Consider the following 24256-nt stretch of genomic DNA (forward strand, 5'->3'; position numbering starts at 1 on the left):
TCCTCAACAGCCTTCGCCAAAGAGCGATTTCCTTTCTCAAAAAAGCGGTTTATCATAAAAAACGAGGGCGAAACACTTCTTTTTTTGATTTTATGCTTTGTGTTTCGAATTTAAAGTTTAACTTTGCTTCGCAAAAAATAAGAGGCATATGCCTCCCAATCTCGTTCACCTCATTTCATACTTGAAAAACACCCCGGCGACATTTGGTTCGCCCACAAGAAGGTTCTCATCTTTATGTCGAGTACATATGCAGTCAATCTTCGTTTTATCTACCACTATCTTTTCATAAGGTTACGGGAATTTATTCCCTCATAGATAAAATAACAACTCCGACAGAATTTTCTTCTGCCGGAGTTGTTATTTTTCACCGGTATCAATCACACACGTTGCAAGCGTTCGAGTCGGGATAAAAAAGTACCCGACATCGTGTATTCCTTTGGCATGCCGTTTATTTCTCATATCTTTATCGCACATCATCATTTAATGCCATGAATCTTAAAAGACTTTGCCTCGTTGTAGCCGGAGTACTGCTGCTCCTCCCCTCCATGGCGCAAATGCCCGAACGAACTCCCGAAAACATTGAAAAATGCCTTGTTTTCAAAGGTCTCTTGCATTATGGTTACACCGAAGAGGCCCGGGAATTGGCCGAGAAAACCATACTTCTGCTGGGACGGGACTATGAGCGATTCGGCGCCTTGCACGAATATTATCTGCCCGATAACGGCGAACCGGTTCTGAATAAGGGTTTCCAAAATTGGAATCTTCTCGTGCTGAACATGGCGGCATGGCTCGACTGGAAAGAAACGGTGTCGGAATTTTAATGCACCGCGTTTCGCATATAAGCAATCGAGGCATACCCTTGAAGAAGGGTATGCCTCGATGTTTTCCATCTCCGGCACAGCGGACAACGACTATTGCATGCGCTGACGCACCACTTCATATATCATGACACCGGCCGCCACCGACACATTGAGCGACCCGATGCGCCCCACTTGGGGCAATGCCACCTGCGTATCGCAATAGCGAAGCGTTTGCGGCGAAAGCCCCACATCTTCGGCGCCCATGACCACGGCCACAGGCCCCGTGTAATCGGGTGCGGTATATAATTCTTGCGCCTTCTCCGAGGCTGCCACGATTTTCACGCCGCTGTTGTGGAGGTAATGCAAAGCCTCTGCAATGGAGCGTTCGCGACACACGGGCAGATGCAAAAGGGCCCCGGCCGAAGTCTTCACCGCGTCGGGCGTAACCGACACGCTACCACGCTCGGGAATGACAATGGCATCGACGCCGGCACACTCGCAGGTGCGGGCTATGGCACCGAAGTTGCGCACATCGGTAAGCCCGTCGAGCAATACCAGGAAAGGCATCTTCCCCTCCTCATAAAGCGTCGGCACAATGTCTTCGAGACGCATATAAGCAACCGGCGATATAAAGGCAATGACCCCCTGGTGGTTCTTGCGGGTGATGCGGTTGATTTTCTCAATCGGTACACGCTGCACAAAAATATTGGTACCTTTTATCTCATTCAAGAGTTCTTGTACCAAATCGCCTTGCAACTCTTTCTTGATAAGTATCTTGTCGATTTCTTTTCCGGCCTTGATGGCTTCGATGACAGCCCTGATGCCGAAAACGAGGTTGTTTTGTTCCATATAAAATGAGTGTGTGATGTATTATTTCCGGTTCAATAATTCACGGGCGTTTTTCATGGCGGCGTCGGTAAGCTGGCTACCGCTCAACATGCGGGCCACCTCCTGCACACGTCGATTGTCGTCGAGAAGTTCGATGCGGGTCTGCGTAGTCTCCCCGTCCTCATCTTTATAGATTCGGTAATGAGTCTTTCCACGCGAAGCGACCTGCGGCAAGTGTGTGATGGCGATGACCTGCATATAACGGGCCATACCGGCCATGATTTCGCCCATCTTGTCGGCAATCTCGCCCGACACGCCGGTATCGATTTCATCAAAAATGATGGTGGGCAGGGCTGTCGCATCGGCCGCCAGCGACTTGATGGTGAGCATGAGACGGGATATTTCCCCACCCGATGCGATGTCGGCCACCGACTCCAACGGCCGATTTTTATTGGCCGAGAAGAGATACCTCACCGACTCTGTCCCGTCGGCATCGAAAGCCTCTTTGGGAAGCCATTCGACTTCAAACCGCAAATGAGGCATGCCCAGCGGACGCGCCCGCTCGATGAGTTTCTCGGTAAAGCGGCCGGAGGCTTCATGGCGCACCGCTGAAAGCCGGGCGGCCAGCGCGCGCAACGACTCTTCCCGGAGAGAGAGTTGCTTTTGCAACAAGGCCAACTGCTCGTCGGAGTGGTCGATTTCATCGAGTCGCTCTTTGAGGTCGTCCTGCAAGGCCAGCAACTCTTCGAGATTGGCAAGCCGATGTTTCTGCTGCAAGCCATAGAGCAGGTCGAGACGCTCCTCGACTTGCTGCAACCGCGCGGGGTCGACCGATACCGACTCCTGACGGTCGTCGACCTCGGAGAGTATGTCTTTCATCTCGATATAGGCAGAGTCGAGGCGTTCGCCCAGCGGCTCCACCGCCGGATAGATGCGTTGCAACGAACGCAACGTCGAGAGGGATTCTTTCATTTTGGAAAGAAGGCCACCTTCATCGTCGCCCAAAGAGCACGACACCGAATAGAGTGCCGTCTTTATCTCCTCGGCATGGGTGAGCATCTCCTGCTCCTCTTCGAGAGCCGATTGTTCACCCGGCTGCAAATGGGCATCGCACAGTTGCTCATACTGGAAACGGAGATAGTCTTCTTCTTTGCGTTTCTCTTCACTCTCACGACGCAGGCGGAGCAGTGCGTCGCCCAGTTCGCGATAGCGCTTGTACTCGGTCCGGTATTGAGTCAGCAGTGCATCATCATCGGCCCAGACGTCAATCATGCGCAACTGGAAACGGTTATCGCCGAGAAGAAGATTCTGATGTTGCGAATGTATGTCGATCAACTGTTCACCCAGTTCTTTGAGGAGTGAAAGCGAGACGGGTGTGTCGTTGACAAAAGCCCGGCTCTTTCCCGCCGGGGTAAGTTCACGTCGCAACACACACAGCCCCGAATCATCGTAGTCCAAATCATTCTCCTCAAAAAAAGGCCGCATCGCATACGACGATATATCGAACGTCCCTTCTATCACCGTCTTTTGCGTCAAGTCCTTGACGGCTTTGGTATCGGCACGCTGTCCGAGAATGAGAGAGAGAGCCCCCATGATGATGGATTTTCCGGCTCCTGTTTCTCCGGTCAGCACGGTAAAACCGGGACGCAAATCGATTTCCAGTGAATCGATAAGGGCGTAATTACGGATAAATAGTTTTTGTATCATAAACCTTCGTCAAAAGGATTATTTGCGTAACGACTCGATGCGGCTGGTCTCGGTGGGATAAAGCCGGTTGAGGATTTTATAGACTTCGTCTTTTTCCTGCCGGGGAGCTTCGGAATAGATGTTGACCACCTCATCGAGTTTGCTGTCGTTGAAGAGGGGCAGCAACACCGATGTCGAGGAGAGTTCATACACCTCGACCAACTTTTTGAGGGCTTCGGACACCTTGGCACGTCCCTTGTCGACACTGAGGGCCATTTCGTCGAGTCCCAGCCGGTGATAGGTGTACCACAATTCCCTGAACGGTTCATTGCGGGTCTCGATAAAGGCCGACATGAGGGCGTGCCGGTTGCGGTTGCTGCCAAATCCCGTCCACCCGATTTCCTGGGTCGACTGCCCCATCGTCACCAAGTTCTCGGCCTGCCGGAAGAAATATTCCCCGCCTTTGGGTGAAAAGCTGTCGAAATCGATGCCGAGAATCATATAGACATAAAAATCGAGCACCCCGGTAAGGTTGTTTTCCATCGTCATCTCATTGTGCACCAAAGGGTCATACTCCTGATAGGTAAACTCAAACTCGGTATCCCTGAAATTGAGCATCGTGGTGGTGTAGGAAGAGTTGTAGACGGGACGTCGCGACTGCACCTGTATCTCGCAGGAGTAACGCGTGTCGGTCACCGAATTGACAATGATGAGTATGCTGCAATCGATTTTCTCGTTGGCGGCAATCTGTGCCTCGCTCCACTTGCGTGTGTTGATATACTCGGTAATTGCCTGTTGCAAGGTATTGAATACCTGCTTGTTGGTGCCTTGTATCTTATCACTGTTGACCTGTACGCGGCACGAGAGTTCCTGTGCCGGCACAACCCATGCCGGACAAAGTATGAGCAAAAGCAACAAGCCCCATTTTTTCATCTTGCGAGTTTTCTTTTATATACGGGCAAAACCGTTATTTATTTTATTTCCGGTCGAGACAAGCGGTCAATGCATCGACAATATCGGCAGCCACTTCGAGCTTGCTTTTTACCGGATACTCGACCGAATGCCCGTCGCGGTGCCATATCGTGACCTTGTTGGTATCTCCCCGAAAACCGGCGCCGGAATCGCGCAACGAATTGAGAACGATAAAGTCGAAATTCTTACGCTGCATTTTCGCCTGCGCATTTTCGGCCTCATGGTCGGTTTCGAGGGCAAAACCCACCAGGCGCTGTCCGTCCCGTTTTATCTTGCCCAGCTCGGCAGCAATGTCTTTGTTGGGCTTCAACACAATAGTCAGGTCGTCGGCATTGCGTTTCATCTTGGTCTCGTGATATTCGGCAGGAGCATAATCGGCCACGGCGGCGCAGCAGATGGCGGCATCGGCATCGGCATATTCGGCCATGGCGGCACGATACATCTCCTCGGCGGTCTCCACGTCGATGCGCCGTATCGAGGCACAAGGAGTGGGCAGGGTGACGGGGCCGGTGACAAGCACGACGCGTGCTCCGCGTTCGGCACAGACCCGAGCCAACGAAAATCCCATTTTCCCCGAAGAGTAGTTGCCAATGAAACGCACAGGGTCGATTTTTTCGTAAGTGGGGCCCGCGGTAATGACAATCTTGCGGCCCTTCAACGATTGACGGGAAGCAAAGAATGCCTCGATGCGCTCCACGATGCGGTCGGGTTCCTCCATGCGGCCTTTTCCTTCGAGATGGCTGGCCAACTCGCCGGTTGTCGGCTCGATGATGTGATTGCCATAAGAGCGCAACTTTTCGAGATTGTGTTGGGTCGTGGGGTGGGCATACATGTCGAGGTCCATGGCCGGAGCGACAAAAACCGGAGCCTTGGCCGAGAGATAGGTGGTGATGAGCATATTGTCGGCAATACCGTTGGCCATCTTGCCTATCGTGGAGGCGGTAGCGGGGGCTATCAACAGGAGGTCGGCCCACAGACCGAGGTCGACATGGCTGTGCCACGTCCCGTCGTTCGCCGAGAAGAACTCACTCACCACGGGCTTGCCGGTAAGTGCCGACAAGGTCACGGGCGTGATAAATTCCTTTCCCGCAGGCGTAATGACAATTTGCACTTCGGCCCCTTTCTTTATCAGGGCCCGGGTGAGATACGCCGCCTTGTATGCGGCAATGCTTCCCGTGATACCGAGTATGATTTTCTTTCCCTGCAACATGAGAACTTCGTTTGGGCGGAACGGCAAGACGTGTAAACTGTCTTGCCGTTCCGGAGGGTTTTTATTTCTGGTTGAACGAACGCAACTTGATGTTGGTTATCACATTTTTGGTGTTGAGAGGGAACTCGCCCTGCATCATCCAGCCGTAATAGCCGGTGTCGACCTTGAATACTTCGGCGACCGAACGGCCCTTGTACTTTCCAAAATTGAATACCTCTACCCCTTGCTCGTTGTAAACGATACGCCCGGCCAAATCGACATTGCGGGTATAGGTCGTAAAATCGGCCAGGGAGGCCACATCGTTTTTGAGTTGCGGATAACGGTCGAGCTGCGCTTTGAGCACCTCATAAGTGGCTCGTGTATCGGCCTCGGCCGCATGCGCATCGTTGAGGTCCTTGTCGCAATAAAACTTATAAGCGGCCGAGAGGGTACGTTGCTCCATCTTGTGGAATATGGCCTGCACGTCGATGAGTTTGCGCCGGGAGATGTCGATGGAGACTCCGGCTCGCAACAACTCCTCGACCAGCAGAGGCACATCGAAACGATTGGAATTGTACCCGGCCAAGTCGCACCCTTCGAGGTCGGCGGCAATGGTCTTGGCCACCTCCTTGAAGGTGGGACAGTCGGCTACATCGGCATCGGTAATCTTGTGCACGGCGGTTGCCTCGGGAGGTATGGGCCGGCCAGGGTTGATGCGCATCGTCTTCGACTCTTCGCGTCCGTCGGGGAAGACTTTCAGATAACTGATTTCCACGATACGGTCGGTCGAGATGTTGATGCCGGTTGTTTCGAGGTCGAAAAAGACCAACGGATTTTTAAGATTCAACTGCATGGGGCGACTGCTTAGTCTTTCAACATCATGGGCATGAGCAACATCAGAAGGTCTTCGTCGGGCTCATTCTCTCCGGGGAGAAGAATGCCGGCACGACCGGGATCGGCCAAGTCGACGCAGACTTCTTGCGAACTGATGTTGTTGAGAATCTCGACCAACTGGGTGGCGCTGAACCCGATGCACATCGTGTCGCCGATATAGTTGCAGGTAAGGCTCTCATCGGCGGCAGTGGAGAGGCCGGCATATTGGGCCGAAACCACCAGACGATTGGGGCTCAAATCGAGACGTACAAGCGAATTGGCCGGGTCGGAGAAGACCGATATACGCCGCAACACACTGATGAACAAGGTGCGGTCGATGATGAGACGGTTGGTATTGTTTTGCGGGATAACCGACATGTAGTTGGGATAACGACCTTCGATAAGACGGCACACGAGGACGAAATTGGATAGATGGAAACAGATATTCTTCTCGTCGAACTCCACGGTGATGTCGCCGGCCTCCTTGGCAAGGATATTCTTCAACAACGACGCCGGTTTCTTGGGCAGAATGACGGTTGACTCGATTCCCGATTTTACCGACGTATTCCGGCAACGCACCAAGATATATCCGTCAGAAGCGACAAAGACGATATCATCGGGGTGAATGTCCATGCACACGCCGTTCATGACCGGACGCAACTCGTCATTGGCTGCGGCAAAAAGGCTGCGGGTGACCCCGTTGAGCAATACCGAAGCGGGCATCGTGAAACGGGTGGCATTTTCGCTCATGGGCGGACGTTGGGGATATTCGTTGCCGTTCACACCCACAAAATTGTATTTTCCATTTTGGTAGTAGAGGAAGATTTCCAAATTCTCATCATTCACCTGGAAGGTCAATGGCTGCTCGGGCAACTCACGCAACGGGTCGAGAAGAATCTTGGCCGACACGGCAAAAAGACCGGTGCCTTCGGCTTCGATGAGCTCGATGGTGGTGGTCATGGTGGTTTCCTGGTCAGATGCCGTAATCGTCAACTGTTTCCCGTCGAGCGAGAAAAGGAAGTTGTCGAGAATAGGCATGGAATTTTTGGAGTTGATGACCCGACCTACGGTTTGCAGGTGCGAGAGCAGCAAGGTGCTTGATACGACAAATTTCATATATGTGTAGTTTTTTATGTTGTTGCAAGTTCCACGGCAACCCGAAACGAGCCGCCCCTATGAAGAAGCAAATATAATATATTTTTCACAAAGGAAATGCCCCCGACTCATAAAATACGCATTTGTGTTGATAACAAAAAAACGGTACCGGAACGTGCCGAACCCCACAAGCTGCCACGGGAACTTCTTGGATACCTATCGAGCCTTCGGGCCCACAGTTCCACGGGGCAATCGGGCAAAGCACAGAGGGACAATAAAGCGGCAGAATCGATTCCCATCTCTTTTCATGAAAGGCAACTCTTCTCCCACTTCCATGGGGCAAAAATGAGGCTAACGCGAGACCGGGAAAGCGGTTGCGACAAAAAAGGCGGAGCCTCCATTGTTGTAGAGGCTCCGCCCGGCGTATCTGCAAAAGTGAGTGTTATTCCCACTCGATGGTCGAAGGCGGTTTTGAACTGATGTCGTAGGTTACGCGGTTCACGCCCTTGACCTTGTTGATGATTTCATTCGATATTTTCCCGAGGAACTCATACGGCAGGTGTGCCCAGTCGGCCGTCATAGCATCGGTCGAGGTAACGGCCCGCAAAGCGACGGCATTCTCATAGGTGCGCTCATCGCCCATGACACCGACCGACTGCACGGGCAGCAGAATGGTGCCGGCCTGCCATACCTTGTCGTAGAGGCCCCAGTCGCGCAATCCCTGAATGAATATGTCGTCGGCATCTTGGAGTATGCGCACCTTCTCGGGGGTAATGTCGCCCAAAATGCGCACGGCCAAGCCCGGACCCGGGAAGGGGTGGCGGTTGATGAGACGTTCCATCATGCCCAACTCACGTCCTACGCGACGCACCTCGTCTTTGAAGAGGAGCCGCAACGGCTCGCAAAGTTTGAGGTTCATCTTCTCGGGGAGACCGCCCACATTGTGGTGGCTCTTGATGACCGTACCGGTGATGGAGAGCGACTCGATGACGTCGGGATATATCGTTCCCTGCGCCAGCCACTTCACGTCTTTTATCTTGCGGGCCTCTTCGTCGAAGACGTCGATAAAGCCCTTGCCGATGATTTTGCGTTTGCGCTCGGGCTCTTTCACGCCGGCGAGCTCACTGTAAAATTTGTCTTTGGCATTGACTCCGATAACGTTGAGGCCAAGGTGTTCGTAGTCGTGCATCACGTTCTCGAACTCGTTCTTGCGCAACAGTCCGTGGTCGACAAAGATACAGGTAAGGTTTTTCCCGATGGCCTTGTTGAGCAACACGGCAGCGACCGAAGAATCGACACCTCCCGAGAGACCAAGCACGACTTTGTCATCGCCCAGTTGCTCCCTGAGGTGAGCCACGGTCGTCTCGATAAACGATGCGGGCGACCAGTCTTGCTTGCACCCGCAAATATCGGCAACGAAGTTGCGCAAAATTTGGGTACCGTCTTCGGTATGGAAAACCTCGGGGTGGAACTGCACGCCCCACACCTTCTCGCCTTCTATCTGATATGCCGCAATGGCCACCTCATCGGTCGAGGCTATGGTCTTGAAGTTTTCGGGGACAGCCGTGATGGTATCGCCATGCGACATCCACACCTGAGTGTTCTCACGCACGCCCTTGAAAAGCGGATTTTCTTTGCAGAAACGCGAGAGATGCGCCCGGCCGTATTCACGGCTTTGGGCGGGTTCTACTTTTCCGCCGTTGCTGTATGCCAAAAACTGGGCACCATAGCAGATACCCAAGATGGGATATTTACCGCGTATCTGCGACAAGTCGGCCTTGAAAGCCTTGCTGTCATATACCGAGAAGGGACTGCCCGAGAGTATGACGCCCTTGATGCTCTCGTCGTCATGCGGGAATTTATTGTAAGGCACTATCTCGCAATAGGTGTCGAGCTCCCGCACGCGACGACCGATGAGCTGCGTCGTCTGCGAGCCGAAATCGAGAATGATGATTTTTTCTTGCATATATTTTAAGATAAGTTTGTTCGGCAAGGATTGGATAGTTGGACAAATATAATCATATTGTCGCACATGCACAAATGTTTGCTCCGGGTGGCAAGCCTCAGAACTCCGACGTGAAATGGAACCGGATTTTCGGGAAATCACTCTGGGCCATCTGCAACACATACCCCGAGTCGGCCAGGAACACATCGCGGTCGTCGCGGTCTTTGGCCATAAACTGGTATTTGCGCTTTTTGAAGTTTTCAAGAGCCTCGGCATCGTCACTTTCTATCCAGCAAGCCTTATAGAGGCTGATGGGTTCCCAGCGGCACTGGGCTCCATACTCGTGGAGAAGACGATATTGTATGACCTCGAACTGCAACTGCCCGACAGTGCCTATGATTTTACGGCCATTGAACTGGTTGACAAACATCTGAGCCACGCCCTCTCCCATCAACTGGTCGAGACCCTTGTTCAGCTGTTTGGTTTTCATCGGGTCGGTATTCTCGATATACTTGAACATCTCGGGCGAGAAACTGGGCAGCCCTTTGTAGTGAAGCTCCTCTCCGGCCGTGAGGGTATCGCCGATTTTGAAGTTTCCGGTATCGGGCAATCCCACAATATCGCCGGGATAGGCATCATCGACGGTCGACTTGCGCTGCGCCATGAAGGCCGTGGGGCTCGAAAAGCGCATCATCTTGCCCAAACGTATGTGCTTGTAGTTTTCGTTACGGACAAAGACTCCCGAGCACACTTTCACGAAAGCGATGCAACTGCGATGGTTGGGGTCCATGTTGGCGTGTATCTTGAACACAAACCCCGAAAAAGCCTCTTCCTCGGGGCGCACGACACGCTCTATCGCCTGGACGGGACGGGGCGACGGAGCTATCTCGACAAAGCAGTCGAGCAACTCCCGCACGCCAAAATTGTTGAGCGCCGAGCCGAAAAAGACGGGAGCCAAATCACCTGCGAGATATTGTTCTACATCGAAGTCGGGATAAACCCCGGAAATCAATTCAAGGTCGGCACGCAACTTGGCGGCGTCGGCCTCCCCGATATGCTTTTCGAGCTCGGGACTGTCGATGTCGCGAAACTCGATGGCCTCGGTCACAACCTGCTTGCTGGGAGTATAAAGGTTGAGATTTTTCTCGTAGATGTTGTAAACCCCCTTGAAGCGTTGACCGATGTTGATGGGCCAACTGAGGGGACGCACGGAGATTTTGAGTTCCGACTCTATCTCGTCGAGCAGGTCGAAGGGGTCCTGCCCTTCGCGGTCGAGCTTGTTGACGAAGACAATGACCGGAGTCTTGCGCATGCGGCACACCTCCATCAGCTTACGCGTCTGAGCCTCAACGCCTTTTGCCACATCTATCACAATAATGACACTATCGACGGCCGTAAGGGTGCGATAGGTATCTTCGGCAAAATCCTGGTGACCGGGCGTATCGAGAATGTTGATTTTGTAGTCGCCGTAGTTAAATCCCATCACCGAAGTGGCTACCGAGATACCTCTTTGTTTCTCGATTTCCATCCAGTCCGAGGTAGCCGTTTTCTTTATCTTGTTCGATTTCACGGCACCGGCGACGTGTATGGCGCCACCGAAAAGCAAAAGTTTCTCGGTAAGGGTCGTTTTACCCGCATCGGGGTGGCTGATAATGGCAAATGTGCGTCGTTTCTGAATTTCTTCGGTCAATGTGCTCACGAGGCGTGGGTATTATTTAATGATGTGGGTACTATCTAATTTTGTTTCTGCAATATGTCGATGCATTTCCGTAAGCTCTCTTCCCAATGAGGAATGGCCACTTGATATGCCTCTTTTATCTTTTTCTTGTTCATCACGCTGTAAAAAGGCCGTGTGGCAGCCGTCGGATACTCGGACGTGTTGATGGGTGATACCCGGCAGGTATCGATGCCGGCCAAGCGGTGTATCGTCACCGTGAAGTCGTACCAACTGCACACTCCCTCATCGGAAAAATTATAGATGCCCGGCTTGAACTCGGGCGCGCCAAGCACGGCAACGATGGCCGCAGCCAGGTCGGCCGCATAGGTAGGTGTTCCCACCTGGTCGAAAACGACAGAGAGTTTTTCTCTTTCCCGCCCCAATCGCAACATGGTCTTTACGAAATTGTTGCCGTAGGGTGAATACAACCACGACGTGCGCAATATCACCGAAGCGGGATTGGAGGCCAGCAACAACTGCTCGCCTTCGAGCTTGGTAACGCCATAAACCGAGGTCGGTGCGACGGCATCGGTCTCGACATAGGGCATGTAATGCGTGCCACTATATACATAATCGGTCGAGACATGTATCATTTTCGCGCCTATCGCCGCTGAGGCTTTGGCAAGATTTTCTACGGCACAAGCATTGATTTTACGACACAGCTCAATTTCGCTTTCCGCCTTATCCACAGCCGTATAAGCAGCGCAATTCACGACAAAATCGACAGGATTTTCAGTCAGGAATTTCTGCACCTGTGCCAAATCGGTAATATCGAGTTCCTGCACATCGGTAAAGATATAGCGACGAGTCTGGTCGACTCGGGCCATGTTGCGCATTTCATTGCCCAACTGCCCGTTTGCTCCGGTAACAAGAATTGTAGTCATGGTTGTGAATGATTGGAGATTTATAATTCGAGTTCTCCGGCCTTCTCTTGCTTGTATTTTTCCGAGAGGAGAGCAAGGAACCGGGAGATTTGATGCACGGCTTTTTCGGTCTCGGGCGATATTTCCTTTTTCTGCAACCTCAACAGGAGAATGCCATAAAGGGCATTGAAACAGGTTTCGAGTTCTCCGGCCTCGGTATTTCCCGAGCGGGCTCTCAACTCCACGATATAGGGCAAGGTTTTGAAAAAGGTGGCTCCGTAGAACGGTTCTCGTGTCGATTTCAACAGGCGCTGGTGCAAATCGGTAAGGTCAATCAAGACATTTTTGTTGATTTGCAAATGTCCTTTCTCCAAAACGCCTTCGAGACGCATCATTTCGCACAGGTTGTCATACCACTCGCGTATCTCTTTGAGGGTCTCGGGCGACTGGTCACGATAACCGTCGATAATCTGTTTCTGTATCGTATCGATGTCGCCATGGAATGCCCGTATGATATCTTCGATTTGCCACATGTATAGAAGATATTCGGCGATATTTTCTTGTTTCTTCTGTCGGGCAATAATCATGGAAGAATCAGTTTTTTTTCAGAAAATCGGCCGAAGCAATCACTTGATAGAATGTTTTGTCGGCGACACCCAACTGGCGGCACACCAAGCGGGCGGCATTGATGTCGCACAGCAACTCTTCATCGCAGGGATAGGGCAAGGCGATTTCGGTTTTTGTACCTGTCAAGAAACAGGCATCGCCCTCCTTGCGATAAGGGTGTGCCTTGAAAGGTATGGCCGTAATGTCTTCGCGCACATTCTCGGCCCACTCCTGAAACACGGTAACAGCCTGATTGTATATGAGTATGCCGTCGCGGTCGATGGAATTGACCGCCTTGTGCCATACATCGAGATAAGCCTCAAAGGTAGGATATTGGGGAGACTCTTTCCACAAGAGTGAAGAGAGAATCAGAATATTCGACTTGTAATTGCGGCTTTCGGTATGGAGCAACAAATCACCGTCGAGGAGACAGATGCGGGTATTCTCCGAGAATACGACTTTGCGCGAAAGCCCTTGCATAAAAGTCTTTGTCAGATAATCGCAATTACGTTTCTGTGATTGCAGTATATGCCAAATAATGGAAAGGATACGATTGGGAAAACGCGGATTGCTCTCGACGACAAGGGCCTTGTTCTCGGTAAGGGAGATGAACAAATCGGCTACCGGGATAACGGGCAGATGCAAAGCCTCGGCATATTCTATTTCGGGGTCGGCATGATTTTCGACATCGGCCAAGGAGGAGACGACGAAATTTACTTTCTGACCGGTCGCAATAACTTCCTGCAACGGCCCGACCAGGACACCGCCCTGTTGAAGTTTTGCCGTCAATTCGGGAGCACAACCCGAACAAGAAACAGACAGACCTTTCTCTTGCATGGCATAAGCCACACGCGACAAAAGGTCATCACCATAAGCAATAATATGAATATTATCTATCATAAATTCATGTTCTATCGACGCATGCGTCAAAGGGCATGAGCCCACTTGCCCACCGGCACCGATTTATTAGCTCACAAAGGTACGATTTTCGCTTCACATTCGAAACACATTTGCGCCTTGTTTTTATCAACAATTTCGCATTTGTTTACACTTCTCAACAGTCAAGATGCGATGTATCTCTCTGTCCAAGGATTTTAAATAGGATTTTCAGAACGAGAAGTGCAGGGCGATGCGCACGCCGCCTTTGGCTACATTCTGATGCTCACGATAGGTAAGCCGCCACACATATTCGATGCGGAGAATCTTGAATATGTTGTCGAGGCCGGCACCGAACTCCATGTAGGGGCGGCGCGGGTCCATCACATATACCGCATTCTCACCCGGGAATCGCCACAGGTTGGGATTCTGCTCGGTAAGCAACGGGTTGTTCTTGTCGGAAAGATTCCCGAAGAAACCCTTGAACGACAACACCTCTCTGATGCGCAACATCTTGATCCAGGGAATGCGGTTGAAGAGGATTCCGTTGGCAAAGTAAGTAATGTCCCAAGAGGCATAGGAATCGAGCACAAACTCCATGGGGCTCATCAAGCTATATGACCCCTCCTGTATGGTGTAAGAAAGGTTGGCATTGGGCAGAATGAGCATGGTAAAGGGAGCCTGGTTCCACACATGGCTGAACTGGAATTCGGTTTCGAGATGGCCGAATGCCGAGAACCAAAAGTCTTTGGAGAAACGGAAATCGGTGCGGTTTATCATATAGGAGCTGCCCAGGAAATCTTTGGGCGAGAAGGTATGCGACAGGTAGAAAATGGGCGCATCGCGGTTGATGGGATAACGCATGCCCTTGGTCTGATAAAATTTCTCATTGGGGGCGTAACGCAAATGCACCTCGGTCTCGGCCCAATTATAGTACTTATGGCTCTTGCCGTTATTTTCGACAAAAGGCACCCAACGGGTCGACTCTTCGATTTTATAGCGGAGGTTGGCTCCGTATGAGAGCCCAAAATCATGCTCGCGCTGGTAAGAAAGTTCGGTTTTTTGGAGGTACGAAGTCTTGGTATCGCTCATACGCTTCAAGGCCAAAAAGACATTGTCTTTGTTGGTGTACTCATACTGCTGTCCCAACTGGTTGATGTCATAAGTGTGGGTAAGGGCCAAGGAGTGAATCTGATATTCGGCCGGCGAATAGCTCTTCTCGTTGAACGAGTACTCGACACGCGAAGAGTATTTGAAGCGTTGGTCCCGGAATCCATAGGCAACATAACCTTTCCAAAACCAGTGTTTGTTGAGGTTGGCCGTCGTGAAACCGCCGACCCGCAGACGGGCGCCTTCGACGGTGTTACCGCTGATGGTCGTGTTCATGGGGCCGAAGTCGAATTTGCTCAAATCCTTGTCTTCATTGGTTTCGACATATCCGGTGATGAGTATCTTTATGATTTTTTCGAGCCAATAATACACGGGGTTGGAGCGCAACTTCTCCAACAGTTGGCTCACCATGCCCTCTTTCTTTTTCAACTCGGCCTGCCGATTGTCGTCCCAAAAGGAGGTCGGCATGACTTCGGCCATCTCATCGACGACGACCCGGTTTTCTTGGTTGAAGAGCGCCAGGACATCTTTCTCGACCGGGCGTTCGAAACTGTGCTTCCGGTACATCGCCAACCGCCGGGTATAGAGTTTGGGGGTTCCGGGCATCATCTGGAACTCCACCACCATGTCGTCTTTGGTCTTGATGCGGGTTCCGTCTTCGGCGCGGGTAAAGGTCTGACTGATAATCAAGTCCTCGACAAAGTTGAGATTGATGTCTTTGGGCACGGCCATGTCGAGTTTCTTGATGAAGTAGGTCGAGTCGAGCGTCACATACATCGTACCCACAAAACCGGCCGACTCGGAGTTGAACGGGACAAATTGCAGTTTGAGGCATTTCTCCCCGTCGAGCATGAGCGTGTCGCCCAAATAATATTTATAGAAGGCAGGGCCCAACGTCGAAAGCGGGCTCACAAAGCGGGTGAGCATCAGCGTGATGTTGTTCTGGAAAATGTCTATCTCCTTGAACACCTCGTTGTAAAATGCCGTGATACCTTCGCGGCTGAACATATCGTCGACGCCCTCGTGGTAAACGCCCTCGACCTTCTGACGGCGCTGCTCGGGATTCTTGCGATAATAACTCTTCGACACCTTCTCCCGAATGGAAACGGTAAGGATAGGTTTGCCGGTTATCTCCGAAGTGTCGACAAAATCGAAGAGGAACTGGAAATTCTTGAATATCCACTTGTCTTTCTTCTCTTCGGAAAAATCGTTCAGCGCCATCGTCATCTTGTCATACTGCTCATAGGAGTAGAAATCATGGCTTTCGGGATTATTCAGGTCTCTCCTGTCGATGAGCTTTTTCACAAATTCGACGGCGGGATTGTTCTTGCGGCTGTACTTCTCTTTCTTGGGGCTGATATTGACATCTTTGAGGATATAGTCCGACGGCCGCAAAGCGATGTTTACCACATGCGTTCCACCGGGTTTGATGGGGATTCGTTTCTCGCGGTAACCCAGCGAGGTGGCTCCCACCTCGGAAAAATCGGTGCGCGAGGTGCGTATCGTGTAGCGGCCGTTTTCGTCGGTCATCACACCCGAAGTCGTACCGCCCAGAAATACCGATATATAAGAAAGAGGAGCCTCGGTAATCGAGTCGGTGACGATACCCGTGATGGTTGTCGTCTGCGCGTCGGCCCGATAAACAGGGAATAATAAAAGGGTGAGCATCGCAAGTATGCTCGTGATATATTTACTCATCGGCAAATTTCTTACACTTCAAGCGGCAAAGGTAGAAAAAATATCGACTCCCGCCTACACGAGATTGGGAATCATAGATTCCTTAACATTCAAATCGGGTATTTTATTTATCTTTACCGACCAAACGGACAATTATGTTTTTTATGGGACAAGAAATTGAAAAAAAATTTTTGGTCATAAACAATCTTTATAAGAAAGAGGCCTCCTCAACGCATTATAGACAAGGGTATTTGTGCACCGACAGCGACCGCACCGTGCGCATACGCATCGCGGGCGAGAAGGGCTACATCACCATAAAGGGGCACACCACGGGGTGCAGCCGAGCCGAATATGAATATGAAATACCGGCTGCCGACGCCGCCTCGATGCTCGACACGCTGTGTGTAAAACCCCTCATCGAGAAGATACGCTACCGCTGCACCGGCCCCGACGGCAAGGTGTGGGAGGTCGACGAGTTTCTCGGCGAGAACGAAGGTCTCGTCGTGGCCGAGATAGAACTTGCCTACGAAAACGAGCCCTTTGCCCGCCCCGCTTGGTTGGGCGAAGAAGTGACCGGCGACGTGCGCTATTACAACTCCTACCTGTCGCAAAATCCCTACAAAGGGTGGAAATAGCCCCGGTCACAATCGGATATGGCTCCTGACATGACAACGGCGAGTAGGAAAGCTCTTTCACATTTACCAAGCCATTGTCAAGAATTGCAACAGCATAGCCCGGTTGCCCGTGAGCGACACGGTTGCATGACACGTCGAAAAAATCGGGTATGAACAAAATATTTTTCGGTTCTCGATTGGAGAATTGAAAAATAGTTTATACTTTTGTCCCCGATTTCAAGAACGACCTATGGAAAGATGCCGGAGTGGTCGATCGGGACGGTCTCGAAAACCGTTGTACCCTTACGGGTACCCAGGGTTCGAATCCCTGTCTTTCCGCCAGCAACCCAGCCACCTTGGCTGGGTTGTTTTGTTTATAGCATTTTCATCGTCATTGTCTCAAATCTCCCCGCATCGACATTTCTCCGCTCAATTTTGTAAACTGACCAATTATCCCCAAAACAAGGGAACACAAAATAATCTGCCTCCTCCGGCGTTTATCAAGAAAAGCCCCTTAACAATACAATGAACGCCAAGCCTCCGACCTCGCCATTTACCCGATATATCGACAATGAACATCACTATGACGAAGTGATTGCCCGCTTTGCCACTGTCGAACGTTCCCTATGGATAGGTACGGCCGACCTGAAAGATGTGTATGTGAAATCGGGTGCTAACGCAATTCCACTGTTGGGTGTTCTCGACAAACTGGTAAAAAGGAATGTCGAAATACGACTGCTCCACGCCAAGGAACCCGGACCGGCTTTCCAAGACGATTTCGACCGTTATCCATCATTGATTCACGGCATGGAACGCGCACTCTGTCCACGCGTACATTTCAAAATCATCGTATTCGACTTCGAGACCGCCTACATCGGTTCGGCCAACATGACCGGTGCCGGCATCGGCATGAAGAGCGACGCACGACGCAATTTCGAGGCCGGGATTTTAACGACCGACCCGGTTTTGGTATCACAAGCCATTGAACAGTTCGACGCTGTATGGCGTGGGGCTTACTGTCAGAAATGCGGGCGCAAGAAATTCTGCGCCGACCGCATAAAATAAAATTCCTCATTTTTCTTCATTCTTACAAACAACAGGTCGTCGCGCCAAGGCAAACGGGTACGTCCCCTCAGGTGTATTTCCCAACAAAAAAAACAAAATTAATCGTCAATTCGTCCAAAATCTATAAGATTTCTTTTATTTGTCAACAAAATCATTAACTTTGTCGATTCTTAATCGAAATTACCATGAAAATTGCCATAATTCAAAACGACATTGTCTGGGGCAATCCGGCCGCCAACCGCGAACATGTGGCGGAGATATTGGCCGACTGCGAGCAGGTCGACCTGCTGGTGCTGCCCGAGATGTTCTCGACCGGATTCTGCACCCGGCCCGAGGGTTTGGCCGAGCCGGCCGACAATCTTACCCTGCTCCAAATGAAAGAGTGGGCGGCACAGTATGACTGCGCCGTGGCAGGCAGCGTGGCCGTGGAAGACGGGGGACGATACTACAACCGATTCTACTTTGTAAAACCCAACGGCGAAACGACTTGCTACGACAAGCATCATCTTTTTACTTTCGGCGGCGAGGACAAGCATTTTACCCCCGGGGACAAACGGGTCACCGTCGACTACATGGGGGTGCGCATACTGCTGCAAATCTGTTATGACCTGCGTTTCCCGGTCTTCTCGCGTAACCGCAACGACTACGACCTGGTGTTGTATGTGGCCAGCTGGCCGTCACCGCGAGCCGAAGCCTGGAAAGCGCTGCTGCGTGCCCGTGCCATCGAGAACCAATGTTTCGTGGTGGGCGTCAACCGCGTGGGCGACGACCCCGCCTGCTCCTACTCGGGCGACAGCGTCGTGCTCGACGCCTACGGACACACCTTGGCTGCCTGCACTCCGGGAAAAGAGTGCGTGGCCTATGCCTACATCGACATGAACGAACTGGCAAAATTCCGGCACAAATTTCCCGTATTGGCCGACGGAGACGACTTTGCCTTGAAATAACAGACTTTATTATGATGAGTGAACAATCTGACAAACTCCTATTGTTGGGAGACCAAGCCATCGCATTAGGAGCCATTCATGCCGGCCTGAGCGGCGTCTATGCCTACCCCGGCACACCTTCGACCGAGATTACCGAATATATACAGGAGAACGAACTTGCCCGCGAAAGAGCCATTTTCTGCCGTTGGTGCACCAACGAAAAGACAGCCATGGAAACGGCTCTCGGCATGTCTTACATGGGCAAACGCGCCCTGGTGTGCATGAAGCATGTGGGCCTCAACGTGGCGGCCGACGCATTCGTAAACTCGGCCATTACCGGCGTGAACGGCGGCCTCGTGGTGCTGGTGGCCGACGACCCGTCGATGCACTCTTCCCAAAATGAGCAGGACTCGCGCTTCTACGGGAAGTTTGCCCTCATGCCCATTCTCGAACCGTCGTCGCAGCAAGAAGCCTACGACATGATGAGTTATGCCTACAACCTGTCGGAACAGGTGAAACTGCCCATTCTCATGCGCGTGACCACCCGCATGGCCCACTCGCGGGCCGCCGTGGCGACGGGTCCCGTGCGTGAGCCCAATGCCATGAACCACCAAGCACAGGCTGCCAACTTCATCTTATTGCCGGTAAATGCACGCCGGCGATATGCCGAGCTGGTCGACCAGCAACCTCTTCTCGAACAGCTTTCCGAGACATCGGCCTACAATCGCTACCTCTCTTCGGGCAAGACCTCTCCCCGGGGCATCGTGGCCTGCGGTATCGGCTGGAACTATGTGAACGAATGTTTTCCCGAGGGGTGCCCTCTCCCCTGCCTGAAAATTTCCCAATATCCCCTTCCCGAAGGATTGCTCCGCGACATGGCCGAACAATGCGACGAGATTGTCGTCGTCGAAGACGGACAGCCTTTTGTCGAAGAACAGTTGCGCGGGATTCTGCCTACCCGCTGTTCCATCACGGGCCGACTGACAGGGCTCCTGCCCCGCACCGGAGAACTGACGCCCGACAATGTGGCACGAGCCTTGGGCATGACACACACCGCCCCTTATGCCGCCTCGCAGGTGGTCGTGCCACGCCCGCCCGCCTTGTGCCAAGGGTGCGGACACCGCGACGTTTATGCCGCCATAAAGGAAATCGTAGCCGAAATGCCCACGGCCAAAGTGTTTGGCGACATCGGGTGTTACACCCTGGGGGCCCTGCCTCCGTTCAAGGCCATCGACAGTTGTGTCGACATGGGAGCCTCGATTACCATGGCCAAGGGTGCGGCCGACGCCGGCCTGTTCCCGGCCATCGCCATCATCGGCGACTCCACGTTCACCCATTCGGGCATGACCGGGCTGCTCGATGCCGTAAACTGCAACAGCCCCATCACCGTCATCATCTCGGACAACCTCACCACGGCCATGACCGGAGGCCAGGACTCGGCCGGCACCAACAAGTTCGAAGCCATCTGCATAGGATTGGGCGTCGACCCGGCACATGTGCGCGTCGTCGTGCCGCTGCCCAAGAACATGGAAGAGATAAAACAGGTATTGCGCGAAGAAATCAATTACCCGGGCACATCGGTCATCATTCCCCGCCGGGAGTGTATCCAGACCCTGAACCGCAAACTCAAACAGAAAAAAGCTAACGCATGAAAACCGACATCATATTATCGGGCGTAGGAGGACAAGGCATTCTTTCTGTCGCCACCATCATAGGTGAAGCCGCCCTGGCCGAGAACCTATACATCAAACAGGCCGAGGTGCACGGCATGAGCCAACGGGGCGGTGACGTGCAGTCGAACCTGCGCCTCTCGGACCAACCCATCAACTCAGACCTCATCGCTGCGGGAAGTGCCGACGTCATCATATCGCTCGAACCCATGGAGGCCCTCCGCTACCTGCCCTACCTCGCACAGGAGGGGTGGATTATCACCTCGTCGACCCCATTTGTGAACATACCCAACTATCCCGACGAAAACCGACTCAAAGCCGAGCTCGAAAAATTGCCGCACGTCGTCATGCTCGATGTCGACGCCTTGGCCAAAGAACACAACCTCCCGAAAAGCGCCAACGTCATTCTGCTCGGTGCCGCGGCCAAAGCCTTGCAAATCATCGGATACGAGGACCTCGAAAAAAGCATCGCCCGCGTCTTCGCCGGCAAAGGGCAAGCCGTGGTGGAGATGAACATCAAAGCCCTGTCGATAGGCTACCGGGCCGTCGAAAAAATATGATACTCCTGCCATGAAACATCAGATATTCAGCACCGAGCTTGTCGAAGAGGCGGCTCGCAAAATGAAAGTGGCCAACCTGCAAGAGGCTACGATAGGCGACGTCCTGCTGGTCGCCTCTTATCTCGAAAACGAGACAGGAATCCCGTTTATCCGCATGGACCAAGGCTCGCCGGGACTCCCGGCCAACCGCATCGGCATCGAGGCCGAAAAAGCCGCCCTCGACCGCGGCATAGGCGCCACCTATCCGGCCGCCGCCGGCGTACAGGAGTTGAAAGAGGCCGCCTCGCGATTTGTAAAAGCATTCATCAACACCGACATCTCCCCCCGCGCCTGCATACCCACGACCGGTTCGGTAGCCTCGTCGTTTGCCTCGTTCATCGCCTGCACCCAACGCGACCCGCAGAAAGACACCGTCTTGTTTATCGACCCGGGCTTTCCCATACAGAAATCGCAACTGCGCATTCTGGGAGTGAAGTGGGAACAGTTCGACATCTACCATTTCAGAGGTGAAGCCCTACGGGAAAAGCTCGAATCGTTTCTCTCCAAAGGCAACATCGCCGCCATCATCTACTCCAACCCCAACAACCCGGCCTGGATATGCCTCGAAGAGAGCGAGTTGCAGATCATCGGCGAATTAGCGACCCGATACGACGTCGTCGTGCTCGAAGACCTGGCCTACTTCTGCATGGACTTCCGCCAGAACATGGGCAAGCCCTACGAGCCCCCCTACCCGCCTACGGTGTCGCGCTATACCGACAACTACATCATCATGCTCTCGGCCTCGAAGATTTTCAGCTATGCCGGACAACGCATCGCACTGGCCTGCATCTCCGACCGGCTGTTCGACCGCCAGTTCCCGGCACTGGCCGAGCGGTATGCCGACTCGGGCATCTTCGGCCCCACCTTCATCGCATCGATTCTCTACATGATAACATCGGGCTGCACGGCATCGACCCAATACGGTTACGCCGAGATGCTCAACCGCTCGGTCGACGGCACCATCGACTTCGTTGCCGACGTCTCGGCATACGCCGAGAGAGCCGCCAAGATGAAAAAAATATTCACCGACAACGGTTTCCACATCGTCTACGACCGCGACGTCACACGCCCCGTCGGCGACGGCTTCTTCTTCACCATCGGATATGGCGACATGACCAGCGGCGAACTCATGCGCGAACTGCTTTACTACGGGGTGAGCAGCATCTCCCTGTCGACCACCGGCAGCGAACAGCAAGGCGTGAGAGGCTGCACCTCGCGCATGCGTGACGACCTCTATCCCGTACTGCAAGAACGCATGGAAAAATTCCACCTCGACCACCCTGTTTCATCAATATAAATTTTTAGAATCTACTGATACCATGATTTGGAACGAAAGCAAAGAATGCATGAGCCGCGAACAGATGCACGAACTGCAAAGCAAGCGTTTGCGGAAACTCGTCACGACCGTATATCACAACACCCCTTTCTACCGACGCAAAATGCAGGAGATGGACATTACCCCCGATGATATACGCTCCATCGACGATATTGTGAAACTCCCGTTTACCACCAAACAAGACCTGCGCGACAACTACCCGTTCGGCCTGCAAGCCGTGCCCACCTCGGAGATTGTGCGCATTCACGCCTCATCGGGGACAACCGGCAATCCCACCATCGTGGGATATACCCGGCGCGACCTCGAAATATGGCAGGAGAGCATTGCCCGCTGCCTCACGGCCTACGGCATCACCCGCAACGACGTCTTCTCGGTGGGTTACGGATATGGCCTCTTCACCGGCGGACTGGGCGCCCACTACGGAGCCGAATATGTGGGGGCCACGGTGATTCCCACCTCCACGGGTAATACCGAGAAACATGTGCGCCTCATTCGCGACCTCGGCATCACCGGCATCGCCTGCACGCCGAGCTATGCCCTCTATCTCGCCGAAACGATAGAAAAGATGGGGGTCGACGCCAAACAGTTAAAATTGAGAGTGGGCATGTTCGGAGCCGAACCGTGGACCGAAAACATGCGCAAAGAAATCGAGAGCCGACTGCATCTCAACGGTTACAACTGCTACGGACTGAGTGAAATCATGGGCCCCGGCGTGGCGCACGAATGCGAATGCAAGAACGGTTCGCACATACTCGAAGACCACTACTACCCCGAAATCATCTCACCCGATACCCTGCAACAACTCCCATACGGAGAGACCGGAGAACTGGTCCTGACCACGCTCACCAAAGAGGGTATGCCGCTGCTGCGCTATCGCACCAAAGACCTGACGTCGCTTATCGAAGGCACCTGCGATTGCGGCCGCACCAATGTGCGCATGACCCGCATCGTGGGTCGCAGTGACGACATGCTCATCATTCGCGGTATCAACGTATTCCCCTCACAGGTCGAAAGTGTCATCTTGGATATGCCCGAGTTTGAGCCGCAATACCTGCTGGTGGTAGACCGCATCAACAACCTCGACACGTTGCAGGTGCAGGTCGAAGTCCGTCGCGACTTCTTCTCGGACGAACTGAGTACCATGCTCGCGCTGAAAAAACGGCTTGCCGACCGCCTGAAAAGCGTACTGACCGTAAGCGCCGACGTGAAACTGGTAGAGCCCAACAGCATTCAACGTTCCGAAGGGAAATCAAAACGCGTCATCGACAAACGCGTCATCGAATAACATAAAACAGAGTTCCTATGATAACCATCAAACAACTGTCCATATTTCTGGAAAACAAGAATGGCCGCATCAACGACGTAGCCAAGGTGCTGGCCAAAGAAGGCATCAACATGCAGGCATTCAGCATGGCCGAGACGGCCGACTTCGGCATTCTGCGGCTCATCGTCTCCGACGTGGAGAAAGCCGTATCGGCCCTGCGGGCAGCCGACTTTGCCGTGATGCTCACCGATGTCGTGTGCATACAATGTGCCAACACCCCCGGCTCCCTGTCGAAAATTCTCGACTATCTTGCCCTCGAAAATATCTTCATCGAATATATGTACGCCTTCTCCGAGGGCGACACGGCACGCACCATCATTCGGCCCACCGACCTGTCCAGGTGCATCGAAATTCTCCAAAAGAACGACTGCCGCATTCTCGACAAATACAGCATCTGATTTCCCGCCCCCGCTGAAAAGGTCCAAAAGCCGGATACTCCATGATATGGAGTATCCGGCTTTTCAGGTTTTACGGCATGGCTCACT

At 52.7% G+C, this 24256-nt stretch carries 20 protein-coding genes, 1 tRNA gene and 1 pseudogene; 10 read left to right on the forward strand and 12 right to left on the reverse strand.

The genetic code is table 11. The annotated features are described in order from the left end of the window. Positions 1 to 590 precede the first annotated feature (590 nt). Positions 591 to 821, forward strand: a pseudogene (locus IAD09_06895) (glycoside hydrolase family 37). A gap of 90 nt (positions 822 to 911) precedes the next feature. Here the strand turns inward: IAD09_06895 and rlmB are convergent. The 12 genes from rlmB to IAD09_06955 form a co-directional block, all read right to left on the reverse strand. Beyond that, positions 912 to 1649, reverse strand: a complete 738-nt coding sequence (gene rlmB / locus IAD09_06900) for a 23S rRNA (guanosine(2251)-2'-O)-methyltransferase RlmB (GenBank protein HIT81949.1) — start codon at positions 1647 to 1649, stop codon at positions 912 to 914. A gap of 21 nt (positions 1650 to 1670) precedes the next feature. Then, a complete protein-coding gene (recN, locus tag IAD09_06905; protein ID HIT81950.1) occupies positions 1671 to 3335 on the reverse strand; it encodes a DNA repair protein RecN in 1665 nt (554 codons plus the stop codon). An 18-nt stretch (positions 3336 to 3353) separates the two neighbouring features. Beyond that, the gene (locus IAD09_06910) at positions 3354 to 4247 is read right to left on the reverse strand and encodes a DUF4835 family protein (protein ID HIT81951.1); all 894 of its coding nucleotides are present in this window, start codon (positions 4245 to 4247) and stop codon (positions 3354 to 3356) included. 43 nt (positions 4248 to 4290) lie between these two features. Continuing rightward, entirely contained in the window at positions 4291 to 5496 is a 1206-nt protein-coding gene (coaBC, locus tag IAD09_06915; protein HIT81952.1) for a bifunctional phosphopantothenoylcysteine decarboxylase/phosphopantothenate--cysteine ligase CoaBC, read from the reverse strand. A gap of 61 nt (positions 5497 to 5557) precedes the next feature. Next, positions 5558 to 6328, reverse strand: a complete 771-nt coding sequence (locus tag IAD09_06920) for a 3'-5' exonuclease (protein ID HIT81953.1) — start codon at positions 6326 to 6328, stop codon at positions 5558 to 5560. An 11-nt stretch (positions 6329 to 6339) separates the two neighbouring features. Further along, complete coding sequence (gene dnaN / locus IAD09_06925; protein ID HIT81954.1) at positions 6340 to 7464, reverse strand: DNA polymerase III subunit beta; 1125 nt, start codon at positions 7462 to 7464, stop codon at positions 6340 to 6342. A 421-nt stretch (positions 7465 to 7885) separates the two neighbouring features. Further along, positions 7886 to 9409: a glutamine-hydrolyzing GMP synthase gene (gene guaA / locus IAD09_06930; GenBank protein ID HIT81955.1), complete on the reverse strand. Its 1524-nt coding sequence runs from the start codon at positions 9407 to 9409 to the stop codon at positions 7886 to 7888. Positions 9410 to 9506: 97 nt separating this feature from the next. Next, a complete protein-coding gene (locus IAD09_06935) occupies positions 9507 to 11087 on the reverse strand; it encodes a peptide chain release factor 3 (protein HIT81956.1) in 1581 nt (526 codons plus the stop codon). 35 nt (positions 11088 to 11122) lie between these two features. Further along, positions 11123 to 11989 (reverse strand): dTDP-4-dehydrorhamnose reductase, encoded by an 867-nt coding sequence (rfbD, locus tag IAD09_06940; GenBank protein ID HIT81957.1) that lies wholly within the window; start codon positions 11987 to 11989, stop codon positions 11123 to 11125. A 20-nt stretch (positions 11990 to 12009) separates the two neighbouring features. Next, positions 12010 to 12555: a DUF4924 family protein gene (locus tag IAD09_06945; protein ID HIT81958.1), complete on the reverse strand. Its 546-nt coding sequence runs from the start codon at positions 12553 to 12555 to the stop codon at positions 12010 to 12012. 7 nt (positions 12556 to 12562) lie between these two features. Then, a complete protein-coding gene (locus tag IAD09_06950) occupies positions 12563 to 13474 on the reverse strand; it encodes a hypothetical protein (GenBank protein HIT81959.1) in 912 nt (303 codons plus the stop codon). Between the two features lie 207 nt (positions 13475 to 13681). Continuing rightward, on the reverse strand, positions 13682 to 16258 hold the full coding sequence (locus tag IAD09_06955; protein ID HIT81960.1) for a carboxypeptidase-like regulatory domain-containing protein: 2577 nt from the start codon (positions 16256 to 16258) through the stop codon (positions 13682 to 13684). 143 nt (positions 16259 to 16401) lie between these two features. Here IAD09_06955 and IAD09_06960 point away from each other — a divergent pair, with 143 nt between their 5' ends. From IAD09_06960 to IAD09_07000, 9 genes are all read left to right on the forward strand, one after another. Beyond that, positions 16402 to 16872, forward strand: coding sequence for a CYTH domain-containing protein (locus tag IAD09_06960; protein HIT81961.1), 471 nt, complete (start codon positions 16402 to 16404; stop codon positions 16870 to 16872). Positions 16873 to 17103: 231 nt separating this feature from the next. Continuing rightward, a tRNA-Ser gene (locus IAD09_06965) sits at positions 17104 to 17193 on the forward strand. 183 nt (positions 17194 to 17376) lie between these two features. Continuing rightward, positions 17377 to 17916, forward strand: a complete 540-nt coding sequence (locus tag IAD09_06970; protein HIT81962.1) for a phospholipase — start codon at positions 17377 to 17379, stop codon at positions 17914 to 17916. 185 nt (positions 17917 to 18101) lie between these two features. Then, positions 18102 to 18863 (forward strand): amidohydrolase, encoded by a 762-nt coding sequence (locus IAD09_06975; protein HIT81963.1) that lies wholly within the window; start codon positions 18102 to 18104, stop codon positions 18861 to 18863. Between the two features lie 14 nt (positions 18864 to 18877). After that, a complete protein-coding gene (locus IAD09_06980; GenBank protein HIT81964.1) occupies positions 18878 to 20494 on the forward strand; it encodes an indolepyruvate ferredoxin oxidoreductase in 1617 nt (538 codons plus the stop codon). Further along, a complete protein-coding gene (locus tag IAD09_06985) occupies positions 20491 to 21072 on the forward strand; it encodes an indolepyruvate oxidoreductase subunit beta (protein HIT81965.1) in 582 nt (193 codons plus the stop codon). Before IAD09_06980 ends, IAD09_06985 begins: the two co-directional genes overlap by 4 nt. Before the next feature lie 10 nt (positions 21073 to 21082). Beyond that, positions 21083 to 22408, forward strand: coding sequence for a pyridoxal phosphate-dependent aminotransferase (locus tag IAD09_06990; GenBank protein ID HIT81966.1), 1326 nt, complete (start codon positions 21083 to 21085; stop codon positions 22406 to 22408). A gap of 22 nt (positions 22409 to 22430) precedes the next feature. Next, positions 22431 to 23732, forward strand: coding sequence for a phenylacetate--CoA ligase (locus IAD09_06995; GenBank protein ID HIT81967.1), 1302 nt, complete (start codon positions 22431 to 22433; stop codon positions 23730 to 23732). A gap of 20 nt (positions 23733 to 23752) precedes the next feature. Continuing rightward, positions 23753 to 24169, forward strand: coding sequence for an amino acid-binding protein (locus IAD09_07000; protein ID HIT81968.1), 417 nt, complete (start codon positions 23753 to 23755; stop codon positions 24167 to 24169). Positions 24170 to 24256: the final 87 nt, after the last annotated feature.

This window comes from Candidatus Caccoplasma merdavium (assembly GCA_018715595.1).
GTDB lineage: Bacteria > Bacteroidota > Bacteroidia > Bacteroidales > UBA11471 > Caccoplasma > Caccoplasma merdavium.

Bases quoted from the DNA above. Each gene is read 5' to 3' on its own strand.
- IAD09_06910 (HIT81951.1), bottom strand. From the start codon at position 4,247: ATGAAAAAATGGGGCTTGTTGCTTTTGCTCATACTTTGTCCGGCATGG.
- IAD09_06945 (HIT81958.1), bottom strand. From the start codon at position 12,555: ATGATTATTGCCCGACAGAAGAAACAAGAAAATATCGCCGAATATCTT.
- IAD09_06960 (HIT81961.1), top strand. From the start codon at position 16,402: ATGGGACAAGAAATTGAAAAAAAATTTTTGGTCATAAACAATCTTTAT.
- rfbD (HIT81957.1), bottom strand. From the start codon at position 11,989: ATGACTACAATTCTTGTTACCGGAGCAAACGGGCAGTTGGGCAATGAA.
- dnaN (HIT81954.1), bottom strand. From the start codon at position 7,464: ATGAAATTTGTCGTATCAAGCACCTTGCTGCTCTCGCACCTGCAAACC.
- IAD09_06950 (HIT81959.1), bottom strand. From the start codon at position 13,474: ATGATAGATAATATTCATATTATTGCTTATGGTGATGACCTTTTGTCG.
- IAD09_06970 (HIT81962.1), top strand. From the start codon at position 17,377: ATGAACGCCAAGCCTCCGACCTCGCCATTTACCCGATATATCGACAAT.
- IAD09_06975 (HIT81963.1), top strand. From the start codon at position 18,102: ATGAAAATTGCCATAATTCAAAACGACATTGTCTGGGGCAATCCGGCC.
- IAD09_06990 (HIT81966.1), top strand. From the start codon at position 21,083: ATGAAACATCAGATATTCAGCACCGAGCTTGTCGAAGAGGCGGCTCGC.
- guaA (HIT81955.1), bottom strand. From the start codon at position 9,409: ATGCAAGAAAAAATCATCATTCTCGATTTCGGCTCGCAGACGACGCAG.
- IAD09_06985 (HIT81965.1), top strand. From the start codon at position 20,491: ATGAAAACCGACATCATATTATCGGGCGTAGGAGGACAAGGCATTCTT.
- rlmB (HIT81949.1), bottom strand. From the start codon at position 1,649: ATGGAACAAAACAACCTCGTTTTCGGCATCAGGGCTGTCATCGAAGCC.
- coaBC (HIT81952.1), bottom strand. From the start codon at position 5,496: ATGTTGCAGGGAAAGAAAATCATACTCGGTATCACGGGAAGCATTGCC.
- IAD09_06955 (HIT81960.1), bottom strand. From the start codon at position 16,258: ATGAGTAAATATATCACGAGCATACTTGCGATGCTCACCCTTTTATTA.
- IAD09_06995 (HIT81967.1), top strand. From the start codon at position 22,431: ATGATTTGGAACGAAAGCAAAGAATGCATGAGCCGCGAACAGATGCAC.
- IAD09_06920 (HIT81953.1), bottom strand. From the start codon at position 6,328: ATGCAGTTGAATCTTAAAAATCCGTTGGTCTTTTTCGACCTCGAAACA.
- recN (HIT81950.1), bottom strand. From the start codon at position 3,335: ATGATACAAAAACTATTTATCCGTAATTACGCCCTTATCGATTCACTG.
- IAD09_06980 (HIT81964.1), top strand. From the start codon at position 18,878: ATGAGTGAACAATCTGACAAACTCCTATTGTTGGGAGACCAAGCCATC.